This window comes from Gemmatimonadaceae bacterium (assembly GCA_020851035.1).
Classification (GTDB): Bacteria; Gemmatimonadota; Gemmatimonadetes; order Gemmatimonadales; family Gemmatimonadaceae; genus JACMLX01.
In genome coordinates this window covers 447,320-473,432 of the sequence record JADZDM010000021.1, presented here as the reverse complement: position 1 = coordinate 473,432, position 26,113 = coordinate 447,320, and the positions used below count along the sequence as shown (strand labels likewise).

20 protein-coding genes are annotated in these 26,113 nt (G+C 69.2%); 10 read left to right on the top strand and 10 right to left on the bottom strand.

Going from position 1 to position 26,113, the window contains the following annotated elements:
• The first annotated feature begins 40 nt into the window (after positions 1–40).
• Both IT355_14710 and IT355_14705 read left to right on the top strand, forming a co-directional pair.
• Positions 41–1,099 (top strand): hypothetical protein, encoded by a 1,059-nt coding sequence (locus IT355_14710; GenBank protein MCC7054518.1) that lies wholly within the window; start codon positions 41–43, stop codon positions 1,097–1,099.
• A gap of 112 nt (positions 1,100–1,211) precedes the next feature.
• Positions 1,212–1,847, top strand: a complete 636-nt coding sequence (locus IT355_14705; GenBank protein MCC7054517.1) for an OmpW family protein — start codon at positions 1,212–1,214, stop codon at positions 1,845–1,847.
• Positions 1,848–2,102: 255 nt separating this feature from the next.
• Here the strand turns inward: IT355_14705 and IT355_14700 are convergent, their stop codons facing one another.
• Complete coding sequence (locus IT355_14700; protein ID MCC7054516.1) at positions 2,103–3,281, bottom strand: membrane dipeptidase; 1,179 nt, start codon at positions 3,279–3,281, stop codon at positions 2,103–2,105.
• A gap of 349 nt (positions 3,282–3,630) precedes the next feature.
• On the bottom strand, positions 3,631–5,601 hold the full coding sequence (locus IT355_14695; protein MCC7054515.1) for a CocE/NonD family hydrolase: 1,971 nt from the start codon (positions 5,599–5,601) through the stop codon (positions 3,631–3,633).
• A gap of 177 nt (positions 5,602–5,778) precedes the next feature.
• On the opposite strand from IT355_14695, the gene IT355_14690 reads away from it, so the two are divergent.
• Positions 5,779–6,708 carry a YHYH protein gene (locus tag IT355_14690; protein MCC7054514.1) on the top strand — a complete coding sequence of 310 codons (930 nt, stop codon included), beginning with the start codon at positions 5,779–5,781 and terminating at the stop codon, positions 6,706–6,708.
• On the top strand, positions 6,708–7,307 hold the full coding sequence (locus IT355_14685) for a hypothetical protein (protein MCC7054513.1): 600 nt from the start codon (positions 6,708–6,710) through the stop codon (positions 7,305–7,307). The genes IT355_14690 and IT355_14685 overlap by 1 nt, the downstream gene beginning before the upstream one ends.
• Before the next feature lie 395 nt (positions 7,308–7,702).
• Here IT355_14685 and IT355_14680 read toward each other — a convergent pair whose 3' ends face one another.
• Complete coding sequence (locus tag IT355_14680; protein ID MCC7054512.1) at positions 7,703–9,343, bottom strand: DHA2 family efflux MFS transporter permease subunit; 1,641 nt, start codon at positions 9,341–9,343, stop codon at positions 7,703–7,705.
• A 21-nt stretch (positions 9,344–9,364) separates the two neighbouring features.
• Positions 9,365–10,831, bottom strand: coding sequence for an amidohydrolase family protein (locus IT355_14675; GenBank protein MCC7054511.1), 1,467 nt, complete (start codon positions 10,829–10,831; stop codon positions 9,365–9,367).
• Positions 10,832–11,005: 174 nt separating this feature from the next.
• Here IT355_14675 and IT355_14670 point away from each other — a divergent pair, with 174 nt between their 5' ends.
• Positions 11,006–12,448 (top strand): hypothetical protein, encoded by a 1,443-nt coding sequence (locus tag IT355_14670; GenBank protein MCC7054510.1) that lies wholly within the window; start codon positions 11,006–11,008, stop codon positions 12,446–12,448.
• Between the two features lies 1 nt (position 12,449).
• On the opposite strand, the gene IT355_14665 is transcribed toward IT355_14670, so the two are convergent.
• The 5 genes from IT355_14665 to IT355_14645 form a co-directional block, all read right to left on the bottom strand.
• Positions 12,450–13,112 (bottom strand): carbonic anhydrase, encoded by a 663-nt coding sequence (locus IT355_14665; GenBank protein MCC7054509.1) that lies wholly within the window; start codon positions 13,110–13,112, stop codon positions 12,450–12,452.
• 2 nt (positions 13,113–13,114) lie between these two features.
• Positions 13,115–14,683, bottom strand: a complete 1,569-nt coding sequence (locus IT355_14660; protein MCC7054508.1) for a SulP family inorganic anion transporter — start codon at positions 14,681–14,683, stop codon at positions 13,115–13,117.
• Between the two features lie 211 nt (positions 14,684–14,894).
• On the bottom strand, positions 14,895–16,265 hold the full coding sequence (locus IT355_14655; GenBank protein MCC7054507.1) for an alpha-L-fucosidase: 1,371 nt from the start codon (positions 16,263–16,265) through the stop codon (positions 14,895–14,897).
• A gap of 7 nt (positions 16,266–16,272) precedes the next feature.
• Positions 16,273–17,514, bottom strand: a complete 1,242-nt coding sequence (locus IT355_14650; protein ID MCC7054506.1) for an aminotransferase class V-fold PLP-dependent enzyme — start codon at positions 17,512–17,514, stop codon at positions 16,273–16,275.
• 196 nt (positions 17,515–17,710) lie between these two features.
• Positions 17,711–17,992, bottom strand: coding sequence for a hypothetical protein (locus tag IT355_14645; protein MCC7054505.1), 282 nt, complete (start codon positions 17,990–17,992; stop codon positions 17,711–17,713).
• 355 nt (positions 17,993–18,347) lie between these two features.
• On the opposite strand from IT355_14645, the gene IT355_14640 reads away from it, so the two are divergent.
• Together IT355_14640 and IT355_14635 are read left to right on the top strand one after the other, a co-directional pair.
• Complete coding sequence (locus IT355_14640) at positions 18,348–18,809, top strand: MarR family transcriptional regulator (protein ID MCC7054504.1); 462 nt, start codon at positions 18,348–18,350, stop codon at positions 18,807–18,809.
• A 66-nt stretch (positions 18,810–18,875) separates the two neighbouring features.
• Positions 18,876–19,811, top strand: a complete 936-nt coding sequence (locus IT355_14635) for a VOC family protein (GenBank protein ID MCC7054503.1) — start codon at positions 18,876–18,878, stop codon at positions 19,809–19,811.
• A gap of 254 nt (positions 19,812–20,065) precedes the next feature.
• Here the strand turns inward: IT355_14635 and IT355_14630 are convergent, their stop codons facing one another.
• Complete coding sequence (locus tag IT355_14630; protein MCC7054502.1) at positions 20,066–20,815, bottom strand: DUF1080 domain-containing protein; 750 nt, start codon at positions 20,813–20,815, stop codon at positions 20,066–20,068.
• A 189-nt stretch (positions 20,816–21,004) separates the two neighbouring features.
• Between IT355_14630 and IT355_14625 the strand changes: the two genes are divergently transcribed.
• The 3 genes from IT355_14625 (at position 21,005) to IT355_14615 (ending at position 26,112) form a co-directional block, all read left to right on the top strand.
• A complete protein-coding gene (locus tag IT355_14625; protein ID MCC7054501.1) occupies positions 21,005–22,363 on the top strand; it encodes an MFS transporter in 1,359 nt (452 codons plus the stop codon).
• A 91-nt stretch (positions 22,364–22,454) separates the two neighbouring features.
• Complete coding sequence (locus IT355_14620; GenBank protein ID MCC7054500.1) at positions 22,455–23,402, top strand: sugar phosphate isomerase/epimerase; 948 nt, start codon at positions 22,455–22,457, stop codon at positions 23,400–23,402.
• A 67-nt stretch (positions 23,403–23,469) separates the two neighbouring features.
• Positions 23,470–26,112 (top strand): hypothetical protein, encoded by a 2,643-nt coding sequence (locus tag IT355_14615; GenBank protein MCC7054499.1) that lies wholly within the window; start codon positions 23,470–23,472, stop codon positions 26,110–26,112.
• The last annotated feature ends 1 nt before the right edge of the window (position 26,113 follow it).

Here is a 26,113-nt window from a genome sequence, read left to right as displayed (position 1 = left end):
GGTCCATCTTGTGGCGGGACCGACTTCTCCTGGGTGCTTCATGCGATCACTGCTGCTGGCCGCGCTGCTCGCGGTCGTTCCGGGCGCGCCACTCTGCGCGCAGGACATCACGCTGCCTGCGGGCGACCGAGTCAGGCTGGCCGAGGCGTTCCGCCTCGTGCGGTCGATCGGCGACAGCGCCTGGCGCGGCTGGGGCACCGCGCCGTTCGCGGTGCTGCTGCTCACCCCCGACGCGGAGTTCCTGCTCCACCACCCCGCACCGACGCCGGACTTCGTGCGCGCCGGATTCGATTCCGTGCTCGGTACGGAGGTGTACCGGCGCGCGCCCACCCTGCCACCAACGCTGCTGGCCACCTTCCCCGCCGTCGGGGGCGTGAACACGGTGGTCGTGGGCGGGGCAGGGCCCACCGGGCGGCGCTCCACGCAATGGGTGCTCACCGTGATGCACGAGCATTTCCACCAGCTGCAAATGTCGCACCCGTCCTACCAGCCTGCACTCAGGGCGATCGACCTCGCGCGGGGGGACGAGACGGGTCAGTGGATGCTGTCGTTCCCGTTTCCATATCAGGCGCCGCAGGTGCGCACGCGGTTCGCGGCGTTCACCGCCGCGCTCCTGGCCGCCGCGTTCGCGCCACCACCCACGGGCACGGCGTCGCCGGTGCCGGCGGCCGCGCTGGGTCAGGTGATCGCCACCCGCACCGCGCTGAAAGCCGCACTCACGCCAGCCGACTACCGCTACCTGGGCTTCCAGATGTGGCAGGAAGGGGTGGCCCGCTACATCGAGCTGCGCGTGGCCCGACTCGCCAGCCGGCTGGCCGAACCCTCCGCTGCCATGCGCGCGCTCCCGGATTTCACGAGCTATGCCGACGAAGCCGATGCGCTCGAGCACGAGATCCGCACCGCGGCGACCGTGCTGCCGATGGCGGTGGCACGGCGGGTGGCGTTCTATCCCGTGGGCGCGGCGTACGCGATGCTGCTGGACCGCGTGCGTCCGGCGTGGGCCACCGACTATTTCAGCGGGGCACTGACGCTCGATGGTGCGCTGCTGCAGGCGCCGGTGGCGCCACGGAAAGCGAGGCGACACGCGCGCGTCAGGTAACCCCCATGCAGGGTGCAACCCCTACACCGGTTACGTGCGCTGCCTGACTGTCGGTGAGGGACAGGTGCGGTAGAGTGACGGTACGAAGTTCAACCGTCACATGGAGTCCTGAATGCGCTTCCTTCGTTCCTCCCTCGTCCTGGGTGCCCTTCTCACCATCACCCTCCCGGCCGCCGCGCAGACCAAGGCCGCGGAAGGCCCTTGGATGATCCGCCTGCGCGCGTTGTCGCTGACGCCGGCCAACCAGTCGGATGCGATCCCGTCGCTCGGCGTCGCCGCCGACAAGATCACGATCAACAGCAAGATCTTCCCCGAAGTCGACATCTCGTACTTCTTCGCGCCGCACTTTGCCGCCGAGCTGGTGCTGACGTATCCGCAGAAGCAGGACGTGAAGCTCAATGGCAACAAGATCGGCACGTTCTACCACCTCCCGCCGTCGCTGCTGGCGCAGTACCACTTCCTGCCGGCCGGCGTGGTGCGCCCATACGTGGGCGTCGGCGTGAACGCGACGCTGATCATGAAGGACAAGATCGCCGTGCCGGGTGTCGGTGCGCTGACGCTCGACGACTTCTCGCTCGGCGTGGCTGGCCAGGTGGGTGCGGATGTGCAGGTGCGCCCGGGCCAGTTCATCAACTTCGACGTGAAGAAGGTGACGATCGGCAGCGACGTGAAGTCGGCCGGCACGACGGTCTCGAAGGTGAAGGTCGATCCCTGGCTGCTCAGCGTCGGCTACGGCTTCCGGTTCTAGCTCGCGCGTTCTGCGGGCATCCTGAACGGCTTTGACGCAAAGGCGCTAAGGGCGCGAAGGACGCAATGGTTCTGTCGCGCTCCACATGTTGGTGAAGCGATGGGTATGAAGGGCTGGGGGAACTGCAACGGCAACTGCAGTTCCCCCAGCCCGTCTTGTGGTGTGCCTCGCAGAAACCGACCTGTTGCGCGGACCTCATTGCGTCCTTCGCGCCCTGTGCGTCTTTGCGTCAACGCTGTTCAGCGATGCCCGACACTAGCGAAGCCAGGTGTCCCGGATGAGGCGGGCGAAGTTGCCCCCGAGGATCTTCTCGATCCGCGCCGCCCCGTGCCCGCGCTGCTGCAGCTTCTCGGCGATGCGCTCCATGCGCCGCGGGGTGTTGAGGTCCGAGACGAACATCGGCACGTCGGGGTCCTCACCCGGCGCGGCGATGCCGGCCTTGAGCCGGCCCTCGACGAAGGTGCGGTGCGTGCGCATGTACGCGTCGTCCACCACGTGCGGCGTGATCGAGAGGTCGCTCCCGATACCGACATGGTCCTCGCCGCACACGTTCACGGCATGCTCGATGTGGCGCAACAGGTCGTCGGACGTGGGCTGGCCCTGCATCGAGAGGAAGGGCATGAGGTAGAGGCCGATCACGCCGCCCTTGTCGGCCATCGCCTTCAACTCGGCATCCCGCTTGCTGCGCGGCCGGTCGGCGATGGCCCGGCACGCGGAATGGCTGATCGCCACCGGCCTCCCCGAGTGCGCGATGGCCTCGGCGGTCGTGCGCTGGCCGCAGTGGCCGAGATCCACGATCACGCCCTGCGCATTGAGCCGCTCGACCAGCTCGCGGCCGAGGGGCGTGAGGCCACCGTTCTCCGGCTGCAGGCAGCCGTCGCCGAACAGGTTGCGCACGTTGTAGGTGAGCTGCACGATGCGCAGCCCGAAGGCGTGGTACAGTGCGACACGGGACAGGTCACGGTCGATCGCCACGCCATCCTGGAAGCCGTAGATCAGGCCGAGCTTCCGCTCGCGCTTCGCCACCTGCAGGTCGCTGCTGGTGCGGATCTTCATCAGCACGCCGGGATGACGCTCGAGGTCACGCTCCCAGCGCGCGATGGTGGTGAACACCTCCTCCGGATTGCGGCCGCCGATGGTGAGGTTGATCGCCGTGATGCCGGACTCCTGCACATTGCGCAGCATCTCCGGTGTGAGCGCATCCACGGAGACTGGGGTGTTGAACGGCCCGGCGCTGGCCAGGAAGTCGATCACCATGGCCCCGTCGTACCCGGGCCACGCCGCCGTGCTGGCGGCGTGCGGCGCCGGTGTCGCGAGGTGTGACTCGATCAGCCCGGGCGCGAGCGCGAGGCCCGCGGCCACCTTCGAGAACTCACGGCGGGTGAGGGCGTCGCGAGGCGGTGCCGTGCCCTCGCGCGGTGCATCGGTCGACATGTATACCCCAGGGCAAGGGTGAAGTCGGGGCATCCCGCGTGCCCCGCCGGATCCAAAATGCCCCCTGACACCACATTGGCAACACTCTCAGGCGTCTGCGTCGCGATGGCATCTCGAACCGCGTTGACGCAAAGGCGCAAAGGGCGCGAAGGACGCAAAGCGGTCTGCGCAGACGGTCCGTGTCTGCGGCATGCGAAAGAAGGGCATTGGGGGAACTGCAGTTGCCGTTGCAGTTCCCCCAGCACGTTCACGCCACGCGCTTCGCCGACAGCTGCAGCGCGCCGGGACTCTTTGCGTCCTTCGCGCCCTTTGCGCCTTTGCGTCAAAGCCGTTTACGATCTCCGCACGGTCACGGAACGACCGTCGGCTTCACGACGGTCACCGTGATCGTGGACGGGTACCGCGCCGAGTGGTGCACCACGTTGTTGGCGACCACGCCCTGCGTCTCGCTGAAGTTGTCGCCCCCGGTGTTCAGGTTGCGGTCGAAGCGCGGGAAGTTGCTGCTCGACACCTCGATGCGCAGGCGATGGCCCGGGGCGAACCAGTTGCTGGTGTTCAGCGGCTGGAACGTGACCTTGTACACCTTGCCGTTCTCCATCATCACCGGCGGCTTGTCGTATCCCTCGCGGTAGCGCATGCGCTGGATGGACTCGTCCAGGTTGTAGGCGCGGCCGTCGGGGTAGACGTCGATCACCTTCACCGTGAAGTCCGTGTCCTTCGCGTCCGAGGACACGTAGAGCGTCGGGATGATCGGCCCACTCAGCTCCATGCCCTCGGCGAAGGGCTCGGAGGTGTACACCAGCACGTCGGGACGGGCCTCGGTCGGGCGCTGGTCCATGGCACCGGCGCGCACCGCGTTGCCCTGGCAGCAGACGTTTCCACCGAGCGACATCACGGGCTTCATCGGGTCGTAGGCGAACCGGTCCGGCTTGTCGCTGCGCTGCGGGGCGAGCGCCAGGCGCCCGTCGCCATCGAGCGTGTTGGCATTGCCGCCGCTGCCTAGGTGGAAGGTCAACGGTGACGCGTCCTTCACCGGCCACCGGTCGGAGGTCCGCCACTCGTTCTTCCCCATCACGTAGTAGTGCACCTTCGGGATGGTGTCCATGCCGCGGCTGCCGTTGTCCTTCAGGAACTGGTCGAAGAAGGTGTAGACGATGTTCTGGTAGCCGAGGCGGGCGTCACCCATGTCCCGCTCGCCGACCACGGTGTGCTCGGTGGCGCGCGTGTACGAGCAGTGGGCGACCGGGGCGATGATCATCCACTGGTTGCCGGCACCGGTGCCCTTCGCCGTCTGCACGACGTGGTTGTACATCGCGATGTTCGGGCCTGTCGACACGTCGTACCACGACATGAACCAGAGGCCGGGGATGTTGATCGGCATGTCCTCGTGCCACAGCCCGCCACGGCGCCAGGCGGGATCGTTCGGCGCGCGCCGGATCATCGCCCCGCCGGTGGCCACGGGCATCGAGTCGGCGAAGATGCCGTGCGGGCCGTCCAGGTTCTTGATCAGGTCCATGGTGGGCAGGTGCCAGAAGGCCTTGGCCCAGTCCACGGGGGGCAGCCGCTGTGCGAGGTCGAACGACTTCGACACGCGGATCAGCTCTTCCTGCGTGGTGCTGGCCGGGAACATCGGACGCACCTGGTTCTGCTCACCCATCAGCCAGTCGATGAAGAGCATCTGCACCGCCCCGCCGCGGTACCAGTTCCCCATCTCCCAGTAGGGCCCGATCTTGCCCACGCCGGCGCCGAACCCCTGCACGTTCATGGCGGCGAAGCCGGGGTTGCCGAGCGAGGCGACGGCCGGCTGCCACTCGGCGGTGGAGGAACAGCCGGTCGCGCCGACCTTGCCGTTCGACCAGCGCTGGCTGGTGAGGTACTTCAGCTCGTCATCGCCATCGGACAGCGGTGCGCCGAGGATGTCGTAGTTCCCCTCGGCGAAGAAGTGCCCGCGCTCCTGCATGTCCACCCAGGCGTACCCGCGCTTGATGGCGTAGAGCGCCGCACTCATGTCGCGCGGCACGCCGTTCTGCACGTCCCAGTAGTTGAAGTTGTACGGCGTGCGCGACCAGATCGCCGGGTACTTCTTCGTCGAGTCCCTGGGCACGTAGATGTCGGCCGGGATGCGGATGCCGTCGCGCATGCGGATCATCACCTTGCGGTTGACGACCGCCAGCGACTGGAGCTCGTTCTCGGTGGCCCAGCGCCTGGCCTTGATGCTGTCGGGGAGCGGGCCGCCGCCTTGGGCGATGGCCGGGGTGGGGACGGCGCCGAGCGCGAGCCCGGCGGTGAGGAGCAGCCTGCGGAGGGTGGATCGGGTCATCGGGTGGGCTCCGGCACGGTGGATGGGCGGGGACGACGGTCCCCGATCGCCAAACGTGCGCCGGTGCCCGGGCGCTGGACAGTCGGGGGAACGCCCGATGTCGGGGAATGACCGACTGGCTGCCGGTGTCCAACCGTCGCCCTGCCGTGACCGGCACACTCCACCCCAGAGGCTTCCATGCGCACCACGTCCCTCATCGCCCTCTGCGGGCTCACCGCCATGCAGGCGTGCGGTTCGTCCGACGACCCCACCACCACGCCCACCGATCCCGGCACCTCACTCGGTGTCGCCTGCGGCCTCAGCATCTCGGAGTTCAACGGCAGCACGCGGGTCAACGCCCCCAGCACCTCGCAGTGGACCTGCGCCGGCATCACACGCACCCTCACCGCGAACGGCATCCCGAACCACCCGGTGACCTCCGGCTCGTTCGCAACTGCCATGTCGGTGCAGTCGGTTCACGTGTCCATGCGCCTCGCGCCGGTGCTCCAGTCCAGCATCACGACCGGCCTGACGTTCGTGCCGGGCTACGCGCTGAACGGCGTGAAGCTCGATCCCGCCACCGCCGGCTCGTGTGCGCCGACGGCCACCTCCACCGCACCGGGAGCGGGCTGCAACGCGATCGGTGGCACCACGGATCCGTGGCGGCTCGAGGCGATCGGCGGCGCCTTCGTCTTCGGCACCGACGAGAGCAATGCCCACACGCAGCCGAACGGGCAGTACCACTACCATGGCATGCCGGAGGCGTACCTCACGAAGCTGAACAAGGGCGTCGCGATGACGCTCGTCGGCTTCAGCGTCGATGGCTTCCCCGTGTATGCCCGCTACGGATATGCGACCGCCACCAGCGCGACGTCCGCGGTGCGCGCGATGGTGCCGAGCTGGCGCCTCAAGGCGACGCCGGAGGCGGGCCGCCCGGCGGTGTCGATCTTTCCGATGGGCACCTTCACGGCCGACTACGAGTACGCGGCGGGCAGTGGTGACCTGGACGAGTGCAACGGGCGCACGGGCGTGACGCCGGAGTTCCCGAACGGCACCTACCACTACTACATCACCGACACGTTCCCGTACATCCAGCGCTGCGTGAAGGGCGCCGTCGGGGCCGGGTGATGCGCAACGTAGATCGGCTGGTGGCGCTCGCAGTCGCCCTGCTGCTTCGTGCGACACCGGCGCATGCGCACCTCATGCCGGCGCAGCAGGGCACGCTCAACGTGCGCGACAACGCGGTGTTCGCCGCCCTTTCGGTCCCCGTCTCGGCGCTCCATCGCTGGGACGCGGACGGTGACGGCCGCATGTCGCCATCCGAGCTCGACGCGCGGCGTGCCGAGATCCTGGTCGAACTCGATGCCGGCATCACCATCCGGTCGGATGGCACGGCGGGGCGGCGCGACCTGCTGCTCCCGTCCGTCGCGATCGACGAGGGTGATCCGCTCGCCGCACGTGGTGGCACGCACCTGCTGGTGCTGGTGCGCCAGTCGTTCGACACCGCGCCGGGCACCGTGCAGCTGCGCCTGTCGCTCTTCGGCCGCATCGCCGCCGAGCGCGAGTTCCTCGTGAAGGCATTGCACCGTGGCACCGGCCCCGAGGTGGCCATCATCACGCCCGCTGACGCCATGCACGACTACTTCGCGCCCGACTTCTTCGCGAGCGCGAAGGGCATGCTTTCGCGCCTCGTCGCGTGGTGTCACGGTCTGCTTGCGTCGTCCTGACGTTCGTGATCGGCGGGCATCTTTGAACAGCTTTGACGCAAAGACGCAAAGACGCAAAGACGCGAAGAAGCGCAAAGCACGCAAAGAGTCCTGTCGCACGGCATCTGTCGGCGAAACGAGGAGCCCAAGAAGGCTGTGGGAACTGCAACCGCAACCGCAGTTCCCACAGCCTTCTTCATGGCGTGGCACGCAAGACGTGGCACGTGGCGCAAACCTCTTTGCGTCCTTCGCGCCCTTTGCGTCTTTGCGTCAGAGCCGTTCACGATGCCAGACTGCGCTCGAGCCGTCGGGTCAGTGCGCCTCAGAGCCGTTCACGATGCCAGACTGCGCTCGAGCCGTCGGGTCAGTGCGCCTCAGAGCCGTTCACGATGCCAGACTGCGCTCGAGCCGTCGGGTCAGTGCGCCTCGACGACCGGCTTCGGTCCTGCGCCCGGCTTCCGCAGCAGCAGGATCGACGGCGACACCAGCAGGAACACCAGCAGCACGAAGAACCACGCGTCGTTGAAGCTGAGCATCATCGCCTGGCGCTGCACCTGCCCGTTGAGCGCCGAGAGCGCCGCCTGGTGCGCGGCCTGCGCATCCATGCCGCGCGAGAGGAATGCCTGCGCCATCATCCGCACCCGTTCCTCGGCCAGCAGGCCACCGGCGGTGACCGAGGCGATCAGGTCGCCGCGATGGATGGCGGTGTGCTTGGCCACCTGGTTGGCCAGCACCGCGATGCCGAAGGCGCCGCCAAGCTGGCGCGAGAGGTTGATCAGCCCCGCCGCCTGCTGTGCCTCGCTCGGCTTGATACTGGCGTAGGCGACGCTGTTGATCGGCACGAACAGCAGGCCCAGGCCGAAGCCGCGGATCAGCAGCGCCGTCTGTACGTCATCGGCGCCGGCGGCGGTCGTGAGTGACCCCATCTGCCACATCGAGATCGCGAAGAGCAGCACGCCGAGGGCGATCAGCACCCGCGGGTCGGCCTTGGGCTTCGCGCCGTTGAGCAGGGCACCGCACAGCAGCGCACTGGCCATCGTGGCCAGGCCGCCTGGCAGCATCACCAGACCGGTCTCGGTCGGCGTGAAGTGCAGGATGCCCTGCGCGAACAGCGGGAACAGGAACACGCCGCCGTAGAGCCCGAACCCGAGTGCGATGAACAGGAACAGCGACGATGACAGCTGCCGGTTCTTCAGCACCCGGAAGTTCACCACCGGGTGCGTGTTGCGCGGGTGCAGCTCCCACCAGAGCATCGTGCCGATCGACACCGCCGCCACGACCGAGAGGCGCACGATGAGGCCATCCTCGAACCAGTCCTTCGCGTTGCCCTCCTCCAGCACGTACTGCAGGCAGCCCACGCCGACGGACAGCAGCGCGATGCCAAGCCAGTCCACGTCACCGGTGTGCGCCTGCTGGTCCGGTGGGTCGCGCAGGAAGCTGCTCACCAGAAACATCGACACGATGCCGATGGGCAGGTTGATGAAGAAACACCAGTTCCAGGTGTAGTTGTCGGTGATCCACCCGCCAAGGGTGGGGCCAAGCGTCGGGGCCACGATCACGCCGAGCATGAACACCGCCTGCACCAGGCCCTGCTCCTCCTTCGGGAAGATCTGGCGCAGCGTGGCCTGTGCGGTGGAGAGCAGCGCGGCGCCGCCGGCGCCCTGCACGATGCGCCAGAACACCAGCTGGATCAGCGAGGTCGAGAAGCCGCACGCCACCGAGGCGACGATGAACAGCAGGATCGATGCCGTCAGGTAGCGCCGCCGCCCGAACCGGGACGCGAAGAACGCCGTCATCGGCAGGAAGATCACGTTCGCGAGGATGTAGCCGGTGCTGACCCAGCCGATCTCCTGCTGCGTCGCACTCAGGTTGCCGGCCATCTGCGGCAGCGCGACGTTGACGATGGTGGTGTCCAGCACCTCCATGATCGCCGCCGTGATCAGGCCGAGCAGGATCAGCCAGCGATACCTGCGCACGAACGCCGCGGCGTCGGCCGCGCGGGACTCGGGCGTGCTGATGGTCGCGGTCGCGTGCGGGGTGCGGGTCCGTCCGGGCATGCCGGAATGTACCCGCGTCCGTCAGCGCTCCGGCGCGCGCGCCCCGCGACCGGGAAACACACCGGAGACCAGTGCCCCGTCGGACACGACGGGCACACCGTGGACCAGCACGAACCGGAACCCGGCAGAGGGCAGCGCCGGCTGCGCGTACGTCGCGCGGTCGATCACCGTGGCGGGATCGAACACGGCGATGTCGGCATCGGCCCCCACCCGGAGCCGTCCCTTGCCACGGAACACGGGCGCCCGCCGCTCGAGCCGCCGCGCCGGCAGGAGCGTCATCTTCGTCACGGCCTGCATCAGCGTGAGTTGCTGCGTCTCACGCACATAGTGGCCGAGCACCCGTGCGAAGGTGCCCGCGGTGCGCGGATGTCCCTTGCCGTCCTCGATCCGCCCGTCGCTGGCAATCGCGGTCAGGGGACTCGTGATCGCCATCGCCTCCATCGCCGGCGTGTTCACGAACAGGATGACCTTCTCACCGGGATTCTTCCGGTTGCGCAGGAAGGTCTCCCGGGTCAGGCGCTCGCCGGTGCGCACCAGCATCAGCGAGCCGAAGACGCTGTCGGGCGCGTTCATGTACCGGTCGAGCAGCGGCGACGAGAGCTCCGTCGCACCGGCCACGTACGGGTACGCCTCCGTCGTCACGTCCAGGCCGCGCTGCCGTGCCTCGGCCACCATCGCGAGCGTGTGTGGGGTGTTGGACAGGCTGGTGCTGTTCAGGTGCACGATATGCAGCGGTGCGCCGGTGATCGCGCTGGCGCCGATCACCTCGAGGTAGCTCTCCACCGAGCTGCCCGGTTCCGCATCCCCCCACGAGCGTGTGTGCACGAACACCGGCGCCGCGCGGCTGGCGGCACTGCGGAACGCCTCGAGCACCTCCTGCCGCGTGGCGGCCGGCGTGTACTGCAGTCCCATGCCCACGCCCAGCCCGCCGGCGTCGAGTCCCCGCTCGATGAAGCGGCGCATCTCCGCCACCTGCGCCGCCGTGGCGACGACGTAGCCGGCCGAGTCGAGCGGGAGGAGCGTGTTGCTCGCGATGCCGGCGTCGTGCAGCACCGTCATGCGCGCCTTGATGTGGCTGGCGGCGGCACCGAAGTTGATCAGCGCCCGTCCCGCGCGGTCGGCATAGAACTTCGCCACGTCGGCGGTGCCGGCCTCGAGCTCCAGCGCGGTGGTGACGCCATCCATCGCCATCACGCGGTAGTTCTCGTCGTCCTGGCCGTGCGAGTGGAGGTCGATGAAGCCGGGTGAGACGACGAGCCCGCGGGCGTCGATCACGCGCCGCCCCGTGAGCGCCCCGGTGCTGATCGCCGCGATGCGCCCGCCGCGGATGCCGATGGCCCGGATGGCGTCGAGCCCCGACTCGGGGTCGAGCACGCGGCCGCCGCGGATGACGATGTCGAAGGGGGTCGGCTGGGCGGACAGCGTGCAGCCGACGACCAGCGCCGCAGCGACGCTCGCCACCGAGTATCCGGACAGGAACGTGCGCATGTGACGGCTCCATCGGTGAGGCAGCTGTCTCAGGACGTCGCCCGCCTGTGGCGCCGGCCTGGCCTGCTGGCGGTCTCGGTGACACTCGTGCCAAATCTATCCGTAGGTGGCGATGCCGGTGCTCTGGTCGCCGATCCCTCTTTTGCTCCCGTGATCATGGTGTCACGTCAGGCTGTGTCTGCGCCCGCGCCGTCGCTCTCGCTCGGCACCAGCGTCGCGCTCGCGCTTGGGTGCGGGGTGCTCCTTCGGCTGGTGGTGCAGCTCGAGCCGGTGGCCTGGCTGGCCTGGGTCGCACCGGTGCCTGCACTGGTGCTGGCAAGTCGTTCGCCACACGCGCGCACCCGCTGGCTCATGGTCCTTGCTGCGTTGGTCGCGCAGTCGGGGAACCTGTCCGCCTTGACGCGGATAATGCCAGCGGGCCTGGCGATCGGGGTCAGCGGGGCGCTGGCACTGGTGCTGGCCGGGATCCTGAACGCGGCGCAGCGACACCTGCGGCACGCGTCCGTGGTGCCGGGCATGCTCGCGTTGCCGTTGCTCTGGACGGCGGTCGACACCGTGATGGCCCACGCGCTGCCAGACGGCAACTGGAACAGCTACGCCTACACGCAGGTCGGGATGCTGCCGCTGCTGCAGGTCACGTCGATACTCGGAGTGCCGGGCCTGCTGTTCGTGCTCACGCTCGTCCCGTCGGCCATTGCGTTCGTGCTGCTGCACGGTCGTCGGCCACGGGGCACCGTCAGGGCGTGCATCGCCGTGATGCTCACGCTCGCCGTGACAATGGCGTTCGGCGCCGCGCGCCTCCGTCAGCGTCAGGCCGGCCCCTCGGTCACGATCGGCCTCGTGGCGATCGACGACGCGATCGGCCTGCAGGCCAGGGCTCCCTACATCGGGGCGATCCGGTCGGCGTACGCGGCCAGGGTGGCGGAACTTGCGGCGCAGGGAGCACGGCTGGTGGTGCTGCCGGAGAAGATCGCAGTCACGACACCGGCCGGTGCCGGCGAGTGGCAGCGGTACTTCAGCGACCTGGCCGCAGCGCAGCGCGTCGGCCTGCTGGCCTCGATTACCATCGATGGTGGTGGCCCGCCGGAGAACTTCGCGTGGCTGTTCGGTGCGGACGGCAGGCTGGACGATGCCTACCTGAAGCACCATCTCGCCCCTCCGGAACGCGCCTATCGGGCAGGCACGAACTTCGCCGTCCGCGACGTGAGCGGATTCCGGGCCGGACTGGCGATCTGCAAGGACATGCACTTCGCCTCGTTTGCCCGTGAGTACGGTGCGCGCGACGTGGCCGTGGTGCTGGTGCCGGCATGGGATTTCACCGTCGACCGCACGCTCGCCGCGCGCATGACGATGGTGCGCGGCGTCGAGAACGGCTTCATGGTGATCCGATCGTCGCGCGATGGGCTGCTGACGGTGTCGAGCGCGTACGGGCGGGTGATCGCGGAACGCCCGAGTGCCGGGATGCCCGGCGCTGGCCTGCTGGTCACCACCGTCGTCCCCCCGCCAATCCGCACCGTCTACACGCGCTTCGGTGACTGGTTCGGGTGGCTCTGCGTGGCCGGTGCGGCCGTGCTCCTCGTCGCCGGCCGCCGTCGTCTGCGTGCCCTGACCGGCTGAGTCAGGCCCGGTCGGTGTGCACCGACGTCGGCCCCGTCACCGCACTCCGCAGCGCATGCACCTTCTCCTCGCTGTCGAGCCCCGTCACGAGGTCCTTCAGCAGCCCGTCGTGGATGTCGTACACCAGGCCGTGCAGGATCGGGCGCTTCCCCTTGGCCCACGCGCGCTGCACCACCGGGGTGCGCGAGAGCTGGTAGACCTGTTCCACGACGTTCAGCTCCACCAGGCGGTTCACCCGCGCCGTCTCGTCGGGCAGCGCGTCCAGCTCCGGCAGGTGCCAGCGGTAGACGTCGCGGATCACGTGCAGCCAGTGGTCCACCACGCCGTGGCCCTGCGCCCCCGTGGCTGCCTTCACGCCACCACAGCCGTAGTGGCCGCACACCAGCACGTGCGTCACGTCGAGGAACTCCACCGCGTACTCCAGCGCCGCCAGCATGCTCAGGTCATTCGGGTGCGCCTGGTTCGCGATGTTGCGGTGCGTGAAGATCTCACCCGGCTTGGCTCCCGTGAGCACCTCGGTGGGCACCCGCGAGTCGCAGCAGCCGATGAGGAAGAAGTGCGGCTCCTGGCCGGCGGCCCGGCGCTCGAAGTACATCGGGTCGGTGGCGACGGCGTTGGTGGCCCACTTCCGATTGTTCGCGAACAGCTCTTCGTAGTGCTTCATGCTCAGTGCCTGTGGGTGGGCGTCGTCAGGGCGGCCGGGACGTTCACGAGCCGGTAGTCGATGTCACGGAGCGCGGCAGTGGCGGTGAAGCCGTGCAGCAGTTCCAGGACGTCATGGTCGAACCGTGTGGTGTGACTGCCGTCGATCTCGATCCGGCTCCCCTCCGGCAACGCGCTCAGGGTCCTTTCGAGGTTTGCCTTCGACAGGAATGTCGCCTGGTCCGGAAGGGCATAGCGCTTCAGCACGGTGCCCTGCGGACTGATCAGGCGCAGGGCCGGCTGCCGCAGGTACTGCGCCAGGATGAACGCCGCCGCCACCGACAGCCCGATCGCGATCCCGATCAGGAGGTCGGTCAGCACGATCGCCACCACCGTCACGGTGAACGGGATGAACTGCGCGCGCCCCTGGCGCCAGGCCGTGCGGAACAGCGCCGGCGCCGCAAGCTTGAACCCGGTGTGAATGAGCATCGCCGCCAGGGCGGCCAGCGGGATCAGGTTCAGCACCGCGGGAATCGAGAGCACCGCCACCAGCAGCAGCACGCCGTGCAGGATGGCCGACCACCGTGTCCGCGCGCCGGCGTCGATGTTCGCCGCGCTCCGCACGATGACGCCCGTCAGCGGGAGCCCGCCCACCAGCCCGGACAGCGTGTTGCCGACGCCCTGCGCCATCAGCTCCCGGTTCGTGTCCGATTCCCGCTTGTACGGATCCATCTTGTCCGTGGCCTCGAGGCTCAGGAGCGTCTCGAGACTGGCGACGATCGCCAGCGTCACCCCGAGCTTCCACGTGGCGGCCGCGGTCAGCGCGCCCCAGGACGGCGTGGTGAGGAACTCCGCCCACCCGGCGGGAGACGATGCCACCGGCAGCTGCACCAGGTGGGTCGACCGCACGGCGAGCGCGGGCCAGGACGCCTCGAAGAGCTGGTTCAGCGCCACGCCCAGCACCACCACCACCAGCGGCGCCGGCACGACGCGCAGCACTTTCAGTGCCGGCCGGCTCCACGCGATGAGCACCGCCAGCGACACGGCGGCAATGAGCACCGCGCCGAGCTGCGTCTGCTGGAACATGTGCGCCAGCGCCGTGAAGGTGTTCTCCGCGTTCGGCTGCGCGAACGACTCGTCACCCACGAAGTCGGCATCGAAGCCCACCGCGTGCGGCAGCTGCTTGAGGATCAGGATGATGCCGATCGCCGCCAGCATTCCCTTGATCACCGCACTCGGGAAGTAGTAGCCGATCACGCCGGCGCGGGCGACGCTCAGTCCCACCTGTAGCACGCCGCCGATGACCACGGCCACCAGGAAGTTCTCGAACGAGCCCAGGGTGCCGATGCCGGCGAACACGATCGCCGTGAGGCCGGCGGCGGGCCCGCTCACCATCAGCTGCGAGTTCGACAGTGCCCCGACCACGATGCCGCCGATCACGCCGGCCACGAGTCCCGAGGCGAGCGGGGCGCCCGACGCGAGCGCGATGCCGAGGCAGAGTGGCAGCGCGACGAGCACGACGACGAGCGAGGCCGGGAGGTCCGCCCGCCAGCTGTCGCGCAGGGACGGGGCGTCGTGATGACGAGCGGTCATGTGCGGGAGGACGATGGCGAGTGTCGGTGCAGCGGGACCGCAGCATGCAGTCGCGAAACGCGGCGGGGCGACGACACGACCGCACCGGGAGCGTGAAGGCGAGAAGGTAAGTACGCGGTACGGTCGCGACCGTTCCGGTCAAACCATTGTTACCGATGGCGGGGATTTGCGCGCGTGTCGTGCGCCGGATACCCGGGCACGGCTGCCGCACTCAGCCCGCGTAGCAGCCGATCGTCACGGGCAGCGGCGGCTCCAGTGCATCGTCCACGCGGACGCGGACGCGGTGCACCACGCCGGCCTCCACCCTCGCCAGGCGACGGTAGCCGATGGTCGTCCCGCGCTGCAGCTCGCGCCATGCCGAGCCATCGTGCACGTCGAGCGTGTACTGCGCCACCCGCTGGCCCTGCGCGATGTCCTCGCGCAGGTCGATGATCCCCACGCGGGCCGGCACCGGCAGCGTCACCTCGGCCGTGCCGCGACCCGCGATGTCGCTGCGCCACCTGCGCAGGCCGCCGCGCGTGAGATCGCGCGCGAACATCGCATCGAGCTGCGCCCGCATCGCGAGCAGGTTCGCCACGTCGGTGGCGTGGAACCGCCCGTCGCGACCCGGCGGCACGTTCAGCAGCAACTTGGAATTGCGCCCCACCGACGTGAAGTAGAGCTGCACCAGGTCGTCGGCCGTGCGCACCTTCGCGTCCTCGGCCGGATGGTGGAACCACCCCGGCCGGATCGAGACGTCGGTCTCACCCGGGCGCCACACCGTGCCGTCACGGTCGCCGTCCTGGAGCGAGCGCATGACCTCGTCGCCGCTCATCCCGGGCACCGTCACGATCCGCGGATCCACCGTGGACCAGTTGGTGGTGCCCGCCGCGCCGCGCTCGTTGCCGATCCAGCGCACGTCGGGCCCGGCGTCGGAGAACATCACCGCGTCGGGCTGGAGTGTCCGCACCGTCGCCCAGGTGCGCGGCCAGTCGTAGACCTGTCGCCGGCCGTTCGGCCCCTCGGCGTTCGCGCCATCGAACCAGACCTCGTGGATCCGCCCGTACTGCGTGAGCAGCTCGGTGAGCTGCGCGACGTAGACGTCGTTGTACGCCGGTGAGTCGCCATAGCGCGGTTCGTGCCGGTCCCACGGTGACAGGTACAGTCCGGGCCGGAGCCCCTCCGCGCGGCAGGCGTCCACGAACTCGCGCACCACGTCACCGCGCCCGCCCCGCCACGGACTGGATGCCACGCTGTGCGTGGTGGTCTTCGTCGGCCAGAGGCAGAATCCGTCGTGGTGCTTGGCGGTGAGGATCATCGCCTTGAAGCCGGCCATCTTCGCCGTGCGCGCCCACTGTCGCGCATCGAGCGCCGTGGGCTGGAAGATCGACGGGTGCTCGCTGCCGTCACCCCACTCCCGATCGGTGAAGGTGTTGACCCCGAAGTGGACGAACATCGCCAGTTCGTCGCGCTGCCACGCGAGCTGCGCGCGCGACGGGCGCGGGCGGTCGATGCCCCCGCCGAGGCGGGGCACGGTACCGGTGCCGAGCAGCGCGAGGCCGGCGGCGGTGGTGCGGAGGAAGTCGCGACGGGGGATGGGCATGGCTCGGTCAGCGGCGTGCGGTGGCCAGTGTGCGGATGGCCTCGACGAAGAGGTCCACCTCGTCGAGCCGGGTGAAGACGTTCGGGGTCACGCGGATGCACTCGAACTCACCGGCCACGAAGCGCGGCCGCACGTGGATGCCCCAGCGCTGCTGCAGCGTGTCGGTGAGCTGCTGCGCGCCGATGCCGTCGAGGCGCATCGCGCCCAGTGCACACGCCTGCTGCGGGTCGTGGCTGGTGAGCAGGTGCACGCCGGGCAGCGTCTCCACCGCGCGCATCCACCGCTCGCGCAGGAAGCGCAGCCGTGCCGCCTTCCGCTCGCCGCCGATCTCCTCGTGGAACCCGACGGCATCGCTCACTGCCGTGCGCAGCGCGATCGGGTAGGTGCCAATGGCCTCGAACTTCCGGATGTCGCCGTCCTGGGAGGGCTCGGCCGCCAGCAGCGGCCAGATCGTCGGGATGAGTGGCGTGCGCACGTACAGCAGGCCGTTGCCCACCGGCGCGCACAGCCACTTGTGCAGCGACGAGCCGTACACGTCGCACCCCAGGTCGTCGCGCGTGAAGGGGAAGTGCGCGAAGGTGTGCCCGCCATCCACGATGCTGGTGATGCCGCGCCGCCGCGCCTCGTCACAGATGCGCCGCACCGGGAAGATCTGCCCGGTGGTGTACGTCATGTGGCAGATGTGGATGACCTTCGTGCGCGGCGTGACGGCGGCGAAGATCCGCGCGACCAGGTCATCCATCGACGGCGGGGGCACGGGGAACGACACCAGCTTCAGCACCACGCCGTCGCGCCGTTCGCGCTGCCGCCATGCGGTGAGCATGCGCGGGTAGTCCTGCGTGGTGCTCACGATCTCGTCACCGCGCGACAGCGGGAGCCCCATCTGCACGATCTGCAGCGATTCGCTGGTGTTGCGCGTGAGCGCGAGCTCGCCGGGGTCGCACCCGAACAGCGCCGCCAGCCGCCGGCGCACCAGTTCCACCTCGGGGTAGAGCAGCTCGTCCACGTAGTACGAGGGGCTCATGTTGGTCAGCGTCCAGTAGCGCTGCATGGCGTCGGAGACGACACGGGGCGCGGGGCTGACGCTGCCGGAGTTCAGGTTGACGTGGTTGGCATCCAGCGAGAATGCGGCGCGGACCCTGAGCCAGTACGTCTCGTCCTCGGCGACGAGATCGGGTGCCAGTCCGGCGACGTGCCGGTTCGCCTCGGTCACGATGGTGCGGGCGGCAGCATCGAGGGTGAGCGGCATGCCGCCGAGAGCGGCCACGAAGGCGCGTCGATCCATGCCCGAAGCTATCCCGCCGCGATGGCCGGCACAGCGCGCCGGCCGGGATCCGGCGGGTGATACGACACACGCCACGATCCGGGTTGGCGGATCGTGGCGTGTGGTGTCCAGCGCTGGGCGGACGCGGACCGATGGGGCCGGCCCGTGGTCACTGGTGCGGTCAGTACCCGCTGGGGAGTGACCGCTTGATGTCGCGCTGGCCGTTGGCGACGCCGATGCCGACGCTCACACCGAAGGCGATGGCGGTCCCGGAGCCGATCAGCGGCAGCAGGGCGGCCAGCGGGGTGGCGATGATGGCGGCGCCGAGTCCGGCGAGGATCGGGGCCCAGCCCGACTGCGCTGCGTCGACGAAACGCAGCCGCTGGCGGACGAAATTGCGGGCGGCGGTGTAGCCGGCCCAGGTGACCGCCAGGCTGGCGGCAATGGCCAACAGTCCGAACATCGTGAGCTCCTGTGAAACGGGCGAGTGGTGCCTGGAGAACCATACGTGCGGTGTCGCGGGGAGTTTCGCGCGGGGGAATCCGGGTGGGGGCGAGTGGCGCTGGGGAACGACTCAGAGTCCTTTGGGCCGGCCTGACTCAGAGTCCTTTGGGCCGGCCTGACTCCGAGTCCGATGTGGCCGCCTGACTCGGAGTCCTTTGGGCCGGCCTGACACAGAGTCACGCGGCGGCCGGAGTCACGCGGCGCCGCACGTTGCCGCAGCACGTCGGGACGACAGCCAGCCGGCCGCCACTCCTGATATGCGTGTCTTGACACTCGGTGTTATAACACCCATATATGCACATATGACCCCCGACTTGCGCCACGAGATCCGGCAGGACCGAGCCTTCGACAGCCTCCAGCAGGAAGCCTTCCTCAACCTCGTTCGCTCGGCCGCGATCCTCGAGGACGCGCTCGACCGGGTGCTGCGCACCTACGGACTGAGCAGCGTGCAATACAACGTGCTGCGCATCCTCCGCGGTGCGGGCGCGGACGGGCTCTGCCGCAACGAGATCCGCGATCGCCTGGTGTCTCGCATGCCAGACGTCACACGCCTGCTGGACCGGATGCAAGCCGCAGGGTTGGTCACTCGCGTGCGATCGGCCACAGATCGACGCCAGGTGTCCACATACATCACCGATGCTGGCTCGAAGGTGCTTCGGAATGCGACCGGCCCTGTCGAGGCGGAACACGCCCGGCAACTCGCCGCACTCACCCCGGACCAGCTCCGTTCGCTCATCGATCTGACCACGCTCGCAAGAAAAGCAGCGGTCACATAAAAGCGACTCGCCTTTGGCCAGCGCCACGGGCCGACTCGAAAACCCACCTCCCACCGGATCCACCACATGGGCGCCAGCCTCGACGAACGCTTCGGCAACGGGAACGCCAGCGCGCCTGCCTCCGCCGGCTCCTACGGCATCCAGCCGCCCAGCTACCGGCTCCCGGACCAGACCCGCATCGCCGGCGTCACGCTCCAGGTCACCGACCTCGCCCGCTCCCGCGCCTACTACGAAACGGTGCTCGGATTCCGCGCACTCGCCCAGTCCGCCAACCGCGTCACCCTGGGCACTGCCGCCCCGGACTCCGATCCGCTCGTCACCCTCGTCGAACGGAGGCGTACCACGAGCGCACCGAAATCACTCGGCCTGTACCATTTCGCCATCCTCCTTCCCACCCGGGAGGCGCTCGGTGCATTCGTCCGACACCTCGGCGAGATGGGCGTGCGAGCCGGAGCCGGCGATCACCTCGTCTCCGAAGCCTTCTACCTCCAGGACCCGGACGACCTGGGCATCGAGGTCTACGCCGACCGGCCCCGCGACACATGGCAACGGCGGAACCGCGAGCTCGTCATGGCCACCGACCCCGTCGACGTCCCCGCACTCCTCACCGCCGCCACCGGAACCCGCTGGACCGGCATGCCCGCCGGCACGACGATCGGGCACGTCCATCTCCACGTCGGCCACCTCGACGAAGCCGCCCGCTTCTACAGCGATGCCCTCGGCTTCGATCGCATGGTCTGGAGCTACCCCAGCGCCCTCTTCCTCGCCGCCGGCGGCTACCACCACCACCTCGGCACCAACACCTGGGCCGGCCCCGCCGCCCGCCCGGCGGCACCCGATGCCCCGCAACTCCTCGAATGGCGACTCGAACTGCCGTCCGCCGAGGACGTCTCAGCGGCCGCCGCCAGCCTGAGGTCCGCCGGCTATGCCGCGGACACCGACGGCACCCACGTCACCACCCGCGACCCCTGGGGCACCGGCCTTCGACTCCTTCCGCGCTAGCTGCCACGGCTCAAACTGCATCTGCTTCGACGCAAGGACGCCAAGGTACGCGAAGAACGCAGAGTGGTCGGCGGTCCTGGCCAGCTCCACACGCACCAGGAGCATCGTCGCCAGTGGAACTGCGGTGGCGGCTGCAATTCCGGCAAGAGTACGATGCTGCAGTGCGCACGGAGGACTGCCACGCGCCGCGATCACCTTGCGTCCTTCGCGTCAAAGCCCTTGCAGTTGCCGTTTCGGACGCCAGTGCGGACCGCCTATTCGAGGTTGCGCAGCCAGACGTTCCGGAAACGCACCGGGTGTCCGTGGTCCTGCAGCGTGATCGGCAGCCGGTCCGGATGCGCGCTGTAGGGGGTGCGCTTCATGTAGGTCGTCGGGCCGACCGCCTCCATGTTGTCCTGGATCAGCACCCCGTTCAGGAACACCGTGAAGCGCGCCGCCGACTGCAGCGTGCCGTCCGCGGTGAAGCGGGGGCGGTGATAGACGATGTCGTAGACCTGCCACTCCCCCGGTGCGCGCGTGGCGTTCACCAGCGGCGGGAACTGGCCGTAGATCGAGCCTGCCTGCCCGTCGGCATACGTGACGTTGTCGCGGCTGTCGAGCACCTGGATCTCATACCGGTCGCCGCCGAAGAACACACCGCTGTTGCCGCGGTCTTGCCCCTTGCCCACCGGCGGGTTCGGTGACGACCACTCGATGTGCAGCTGCACGTCCCCGAAGCTGTCGCGCGTGGTGAGCGTCCCCGATCCCGGCACGGCGACGAAGGCGCCGTTCTCCACGCGCCAGCGGGCCGGCGCGCCGTTCGCCGACATCCAGCGGTCGAGTGACGTGCCGTTGAACAGCACCACCGCGTCGGCCGGCGGCGCGATCGTGTACGGCGCGCCTGGCTCCACCACGCGGGGACGCGGACGGTCCTCCGATTGCTGCGGCCACTCGCTCAGCTTCGACTGCGCGGTGAGTGACGCGCTGCAGAGCGCGATGGCGGCGAACGTCGTGGCTAGTTTCATGGCTGGACCCAGACGAAGAGGTGACATGCGGGGCGGTGAGGCAAGCGGCAGGGGCATGCGTGTGGGTGTGGGCACGGCGATGCGGGTTCCACGCGAGGCGCCTGCGGCGGCAATCTACCCGCCGGGCCGGCCGCGGATTGACCGCCGCGTCGCCCCGGTCCCGGCGCCTGGCCACGACCGCCGCTGCCGGTGAGCGCGAGCCCCGAGGCCACCGCTGGCGCCGCCTCGTCACCCGGGTCGAGTGCGCGCACCGGATTCACGCTCGCCGTGCTGTTCGGCCTCAACTTCATGAACTTCTACGACCGCCAGGTGATCGGCGCCGTTGGGGAGAAGATCAGGCAGGAGTGGTCACTCACCGACAGCCAGCTCGCCAGCCTCACCACGGCCTTCGTGCTGCTCTACGCGCTGGTCGGCATCCCGTTTGGCCGGCTGGCGGACACCGGCCGGCGTCGGGTGATCCTCGCCGGTGGCGTCGCCGTGTGGAGCTTGTTCACGGCGCTGTCCGGTGCGGCGGGAAGCTTCGTCGCGCATTTCTGCTGTCGCATGGGTGTGGGTGTCGGCGAGGCCAGCCTGGCGCCGGCGGCGAACGCACTGATCGCAGACCTCGTCCCCGCACACCGGCGAGCCCGCGCGATCAGCATCTTCATGCTCGGGCTGCCGCTCGGGCTGGGCGCGAGCTACCTCGTCAGCGGGATGGTCGCGCAGGCCACCGGCGGCTGGCGTCCCGCGCTGTACGTCGCCGCCGTGCCTGGCTTCGTGCTCGCCGTGCTGGCGTTGTGCATCCGCGAAGCCGCACCCGGGCACGTCGAGGCGGGCCCAGGAGTGGTCGCGCCTGGCGAAGGCACCTGGCAGGTGGTGCAGACGCTGCTGCGGATCCCGTCGCTGCGATGGATCATCCTGTCGGGCGCGCTGCTCAACCTCGTGCTGTACGCCGTCAGCGCGTTCTCCACGTCACTCTACATCCGCTATCACGGGCTCGACATCGAGCACGCCAACCGCTGGAACGCCCTCGTCTTCGGCGGCGGAGGCGGGCTCGGGATGCTGCTCGGCGGGTGGCTGGGTGACCGTGCCGGTCGACACGGTCCGGCGGGGCGTCTCCGGCTTGTCGCCGCCGGGGCCGCCATCGCGACGCCCCTCTTCTGGTTCGCCGTGTCGCAGCCCCGAGGGGCCGCCGCGGGGTACGGGCTCCTGCTGTTCGGCGGCGTGGTGGCGATCTACCCGTACTACAGCACCACCTACGCCGCCATCCACGACCTCGTGCCGGCGCGGATGCGCGGCACCGCCATGTCGGTCTACTTCTTCGTCTTCTATCTCTTCACCGCCATCGGGCTTCTCCTGTTCGGGCGGCTCAGCGATGCGATGGCCGCGCGGGCGCTGGCGGCCGGTGCCACCGCCGCGGAAGGGAGCGCCACCGGGTTGCACGATGCGATGGTCGTGATACCCTGGTTCTGCGCCGTGCTGGTGGCCGTGCTGGTCCTCGCTGCGCGGGCGGCTGCCCGGGAGACGGCGCCGCCGCCGCGTGCGGGTGCCCGGTCGCCGGGCCCGTAGCGCCCTCCGGTCCCGTCGCCACCTTTCACGACGCGCCATCCGTGCCCGTCGCGCGCTGGCGAGGCTGTCTCACTCCCGCATCTCCGCTGCCATGCCGAAGCCGTCGCCCGACGTCCCGCTCACACGCCGTGACTTCCTTGCCCGGACGGGCGCTGGCGCGGCCCTCCTTGCCACCACCGGGACGCTGGCCGAGGGGCTGCTGGCCGGCACCGCACAGGCCGCGGGCAGGCCGGTGATCGCCGGTGGTGCGCGGCAGTTCCCGATCGGGATCGAGATGTTCGCGGTGCGGAAGGAGATGTTCCGCGACATGCCGAACACCCTGCGCACCGTGAAGCAGATCGGCTACCAGGCCGTCGAGTTCTTCGCGCCGTACACGTCGTGGACGCTGCCGCAGGCGAAGGAGATGCGGACGATGATCGACGACATCGGCCTCAAGTGCTTCTCCACGCACAACGGCATGGCATCGCTCACGCCCGGCGAGACGATGTCGAAGGCCATCGAGATCAACCAGATCCTCGGGGCGAAGTACGTCGTGCTTGCGTCGCCGCCGTTCCCGTCGGCCACGCGTGACGGGTGGATGCAGTTCGCGGGACAGCTCACCGCCGCGGCCGACATCCTGCGCCCGCACGGCCTCTTCGCCGGCCTGCACAACCATGACGCCGAGTGGGTGGCGCTGGAGGGCGGGGGGCGCCCGATGGAGCTGATCGCGGCCAACACGCCCTCGGATTTCGTGCTGCAGCTGGACGTCGGCACGACGATGAAGGCCGGTGCCGACCCGGTGGCGTGGATCCGCGCCAACCCGGGCCGCATCCGCAGCGTACACCTCAAGGACTGGGCGCCGGGGACCGAGGCACAGGAGAAGTCGTATCGCGTGCTCTTCGGCGAGGGCATCTCGCCCTGGCCGGCGATCATCGCCGCGCTCGAGTCGGTCGGTGGCGTGGAGTTCTACCTGATGGAGCAGGAAGGCAGCCGGTTCGACGAGTTCGAGACGGCGCGTCGCTGCCTGGCCTCCTGGAAGCAGCTCCGCGGCAATCGCTGACAGCCGCGCGGCGTCCCGCGTGGCAGCGCCACGCCACGCGGGTGTGCACACCTGACCTGGGAACGACATGGCGATCCACGCCTGCCGGATCCTCGTCCTGCTGGCGGCAGGCGCCACGGCGGTCCGGGGACAGCAACTGACCAACGAGCACCTGCGCGCCCGCTTCGGCCCGCGCGGGTTGACGTCGATCACGGACGTCGTGGCATCGCACACCGATCACCTCGGGCGTGACGGCTTCGCGATCACCATCGGCGGCACCACGCTCGACAGCCGCACCCTGCCGGCACCGGAGCGCGAGCGCACGGCCGACGGGATGGTCTATCACTTCCGTGGCAACGCCTGGCAGGTGCACGTCACCTACGCGCTGCGGCCCGGGTGGCGCTTCGTCTCGAAGCAGCTGCGCATCACGGCGCTCGCGGCACGCACCTTCAGCGTCGACAGCGTCACGCTCCTCGACCTGTCGCTGGCCGCGCCACCCGTCAGCGTCTTCCGTCCGATGAGCCCGAAGCCATCGCTCGGCACGCTGGAGTACGGCGCGGCGCTGCGATCCGGCGCGCGGCGATCGCTGCTCGTCGTCGCGCAGAACCCGTTCCTCCGCGTCACGACCAGCGGCAGCGACGTGACGATGCGGTACGCACCGCAGCTGGAATGGCGCGTGCAGTACGGCACGTTCACGTCCGACCGCGCGCTGATCGCGCCCGTCGCGCTCAGCGGCCGCCGGATCGCCGCCGAGATGACGGCGGAGTGGAAGCCGCTGGAGCAGGGGACGCCGGGGCTGGATGAGGCCGAGGTGGCGGCGTTCACCGGCATGGTGCGATCGAGCTTCATCTACGAGCCGCAGGCGCCGCTCAATGTGTTCGTGGGCTGGTGTGCGAATGACTACCAGATCGACGTCGGCACCCAGGCGGGGCGGACGGAGTACCTGCGGCTCTTCGACCAGGCCGCCGCGGTGGGTGCGCAGTATGTGCTGTACGCACCATCGAACTCCGCCATCTCGCGGCGTGAGCAGAGCATGGACGACTGGAGCTGGGAGCATGTGCTCTGGCTCGGGTTGGGGCAGAAGATCCGCAGCGGCGAATGGAAGACGCGCAGCAGCCAGATCCCGCCAAGCGTGCAGCAGATGCTCGATGCGGCGAAGCAGCGGAAGCTTGGATTGCTCGCGTACGTCTATCCCGTCATGCCGTTCTCGCAGGACTCGCAGTGGCTGGTGCCGGCGCGCGGTGATGCGAAGCGCAAGGCGGCAAGCCTCGGCAATCGTGCGCTGCAGGACTGGCTGATCGAGGAGCTGGTCGCGTTTCACGATCGCACCGGTATCGCGGGCTACTCGTTCGATCACACGTTCCTCACCTACGAAGGCACGAGTCGCTATGCGCAGTGGTACGGATGGCGGCGAGTGATGGAGGAGTTGCGCCGTCGCGTGCCGGGCATCGTGCTGGACGGGCGGCAGGCGCATCACCTGTATGGGCCGTGGAGCTACCTGGCCGGCAGCTATCCGCATCCGACGTTCCACGACGAGCAGCCCGAGAGCTTCACGCCGTACCCCGACCTGCACTTCGATCGTGTGTCCGCCAACCGGGAGCGTTACACCGCGTATCGCTATCGCAACTACGAGTTCACGCCGAACGAGATGGTGCCCGGCTTCATGACGCACCAGACGCCGCGGCTGGACGAGACGGACGACATGCCGCAGGTCATGACGGCCGACCGCGGCAAGGTGATCCTGCCGTTCCGGGCGCGTGACTGGGACTACCTGGGGTGGAAGTACTCGGTGCTCAGCAGCATCGCGGTGGGTGGCTGGAACAACGTGATCAACCTGCTGCCGGGCCGTGACTCGGCGGAGTTCGCGCACTTCGGTGAGCGCGATCGCGGGTGGCTGCGCGGGTGGCTGGAGTGGACGGCGACGAACAAGGACCTTCTGCGGCATACGCGGCAGATCCTCGGGCAGCCGGCGCTGGGGAAGGTGGATGGCAGCGCGATGATCGACAGGGATCACGGCTTCATCTTCCTGTTCAATCCCGATCCGCGAGCGCTGGGTGCGCGGGTGCCGCTGGATGCGTCGATCGGCCTGCTTCGGGCGGGAGAGTATGCGATCACGGAGGTCCACCCGCGTGTCGCCCGCAGCGTCGCGCCGCGCATCCTCCGTGGTGACACGCTCTCGATGGATGTGCCGGGCGGCTCGGCGATCGTGCTCGAGGTGCGCCGCCGCGGCACCGGCGTTGTGAACGCGCCGTTGCGTCGCGCTGGGCGGGTCGTTCCCAGTTCGGGGAGCGACGGTGATGACATGCGCGGCCCCATGCACCCGGTCGTGCCGTGGGACTCGACGTTCACCGGTGGCCGGCTGACCGCCACCCTCCGCATTCCGCAGGCGACGCTGGACCGGCAGGCCGCGATCCGCCGGGAATGGCCGCTGCCGTGGACGGCAACCGACTCGCTGGTGCCGTGGCTGGTGCCGGAGCGGCTGCTGCTCTGGGCACCGATCGTCGGTGGTGATGACGCATCGAGTGCCGAGCTGCTGATCGACGGGCAGCGGGTCGAGTTCCGGCGTGCCTACACGTCCATCCAGCCTGAGAAGAGCACGTTCATCGGTTTCTGGGCTGACCTTTCGCGGCTCGCGCCGGACCAGCCTCACCGCATCGACCTCACTCTACCGCCGCTCAGGCGGGGGCAGTTGCTCGGGGTCTACCTCGAGAACGTCGCGCCGCAACCGTGAT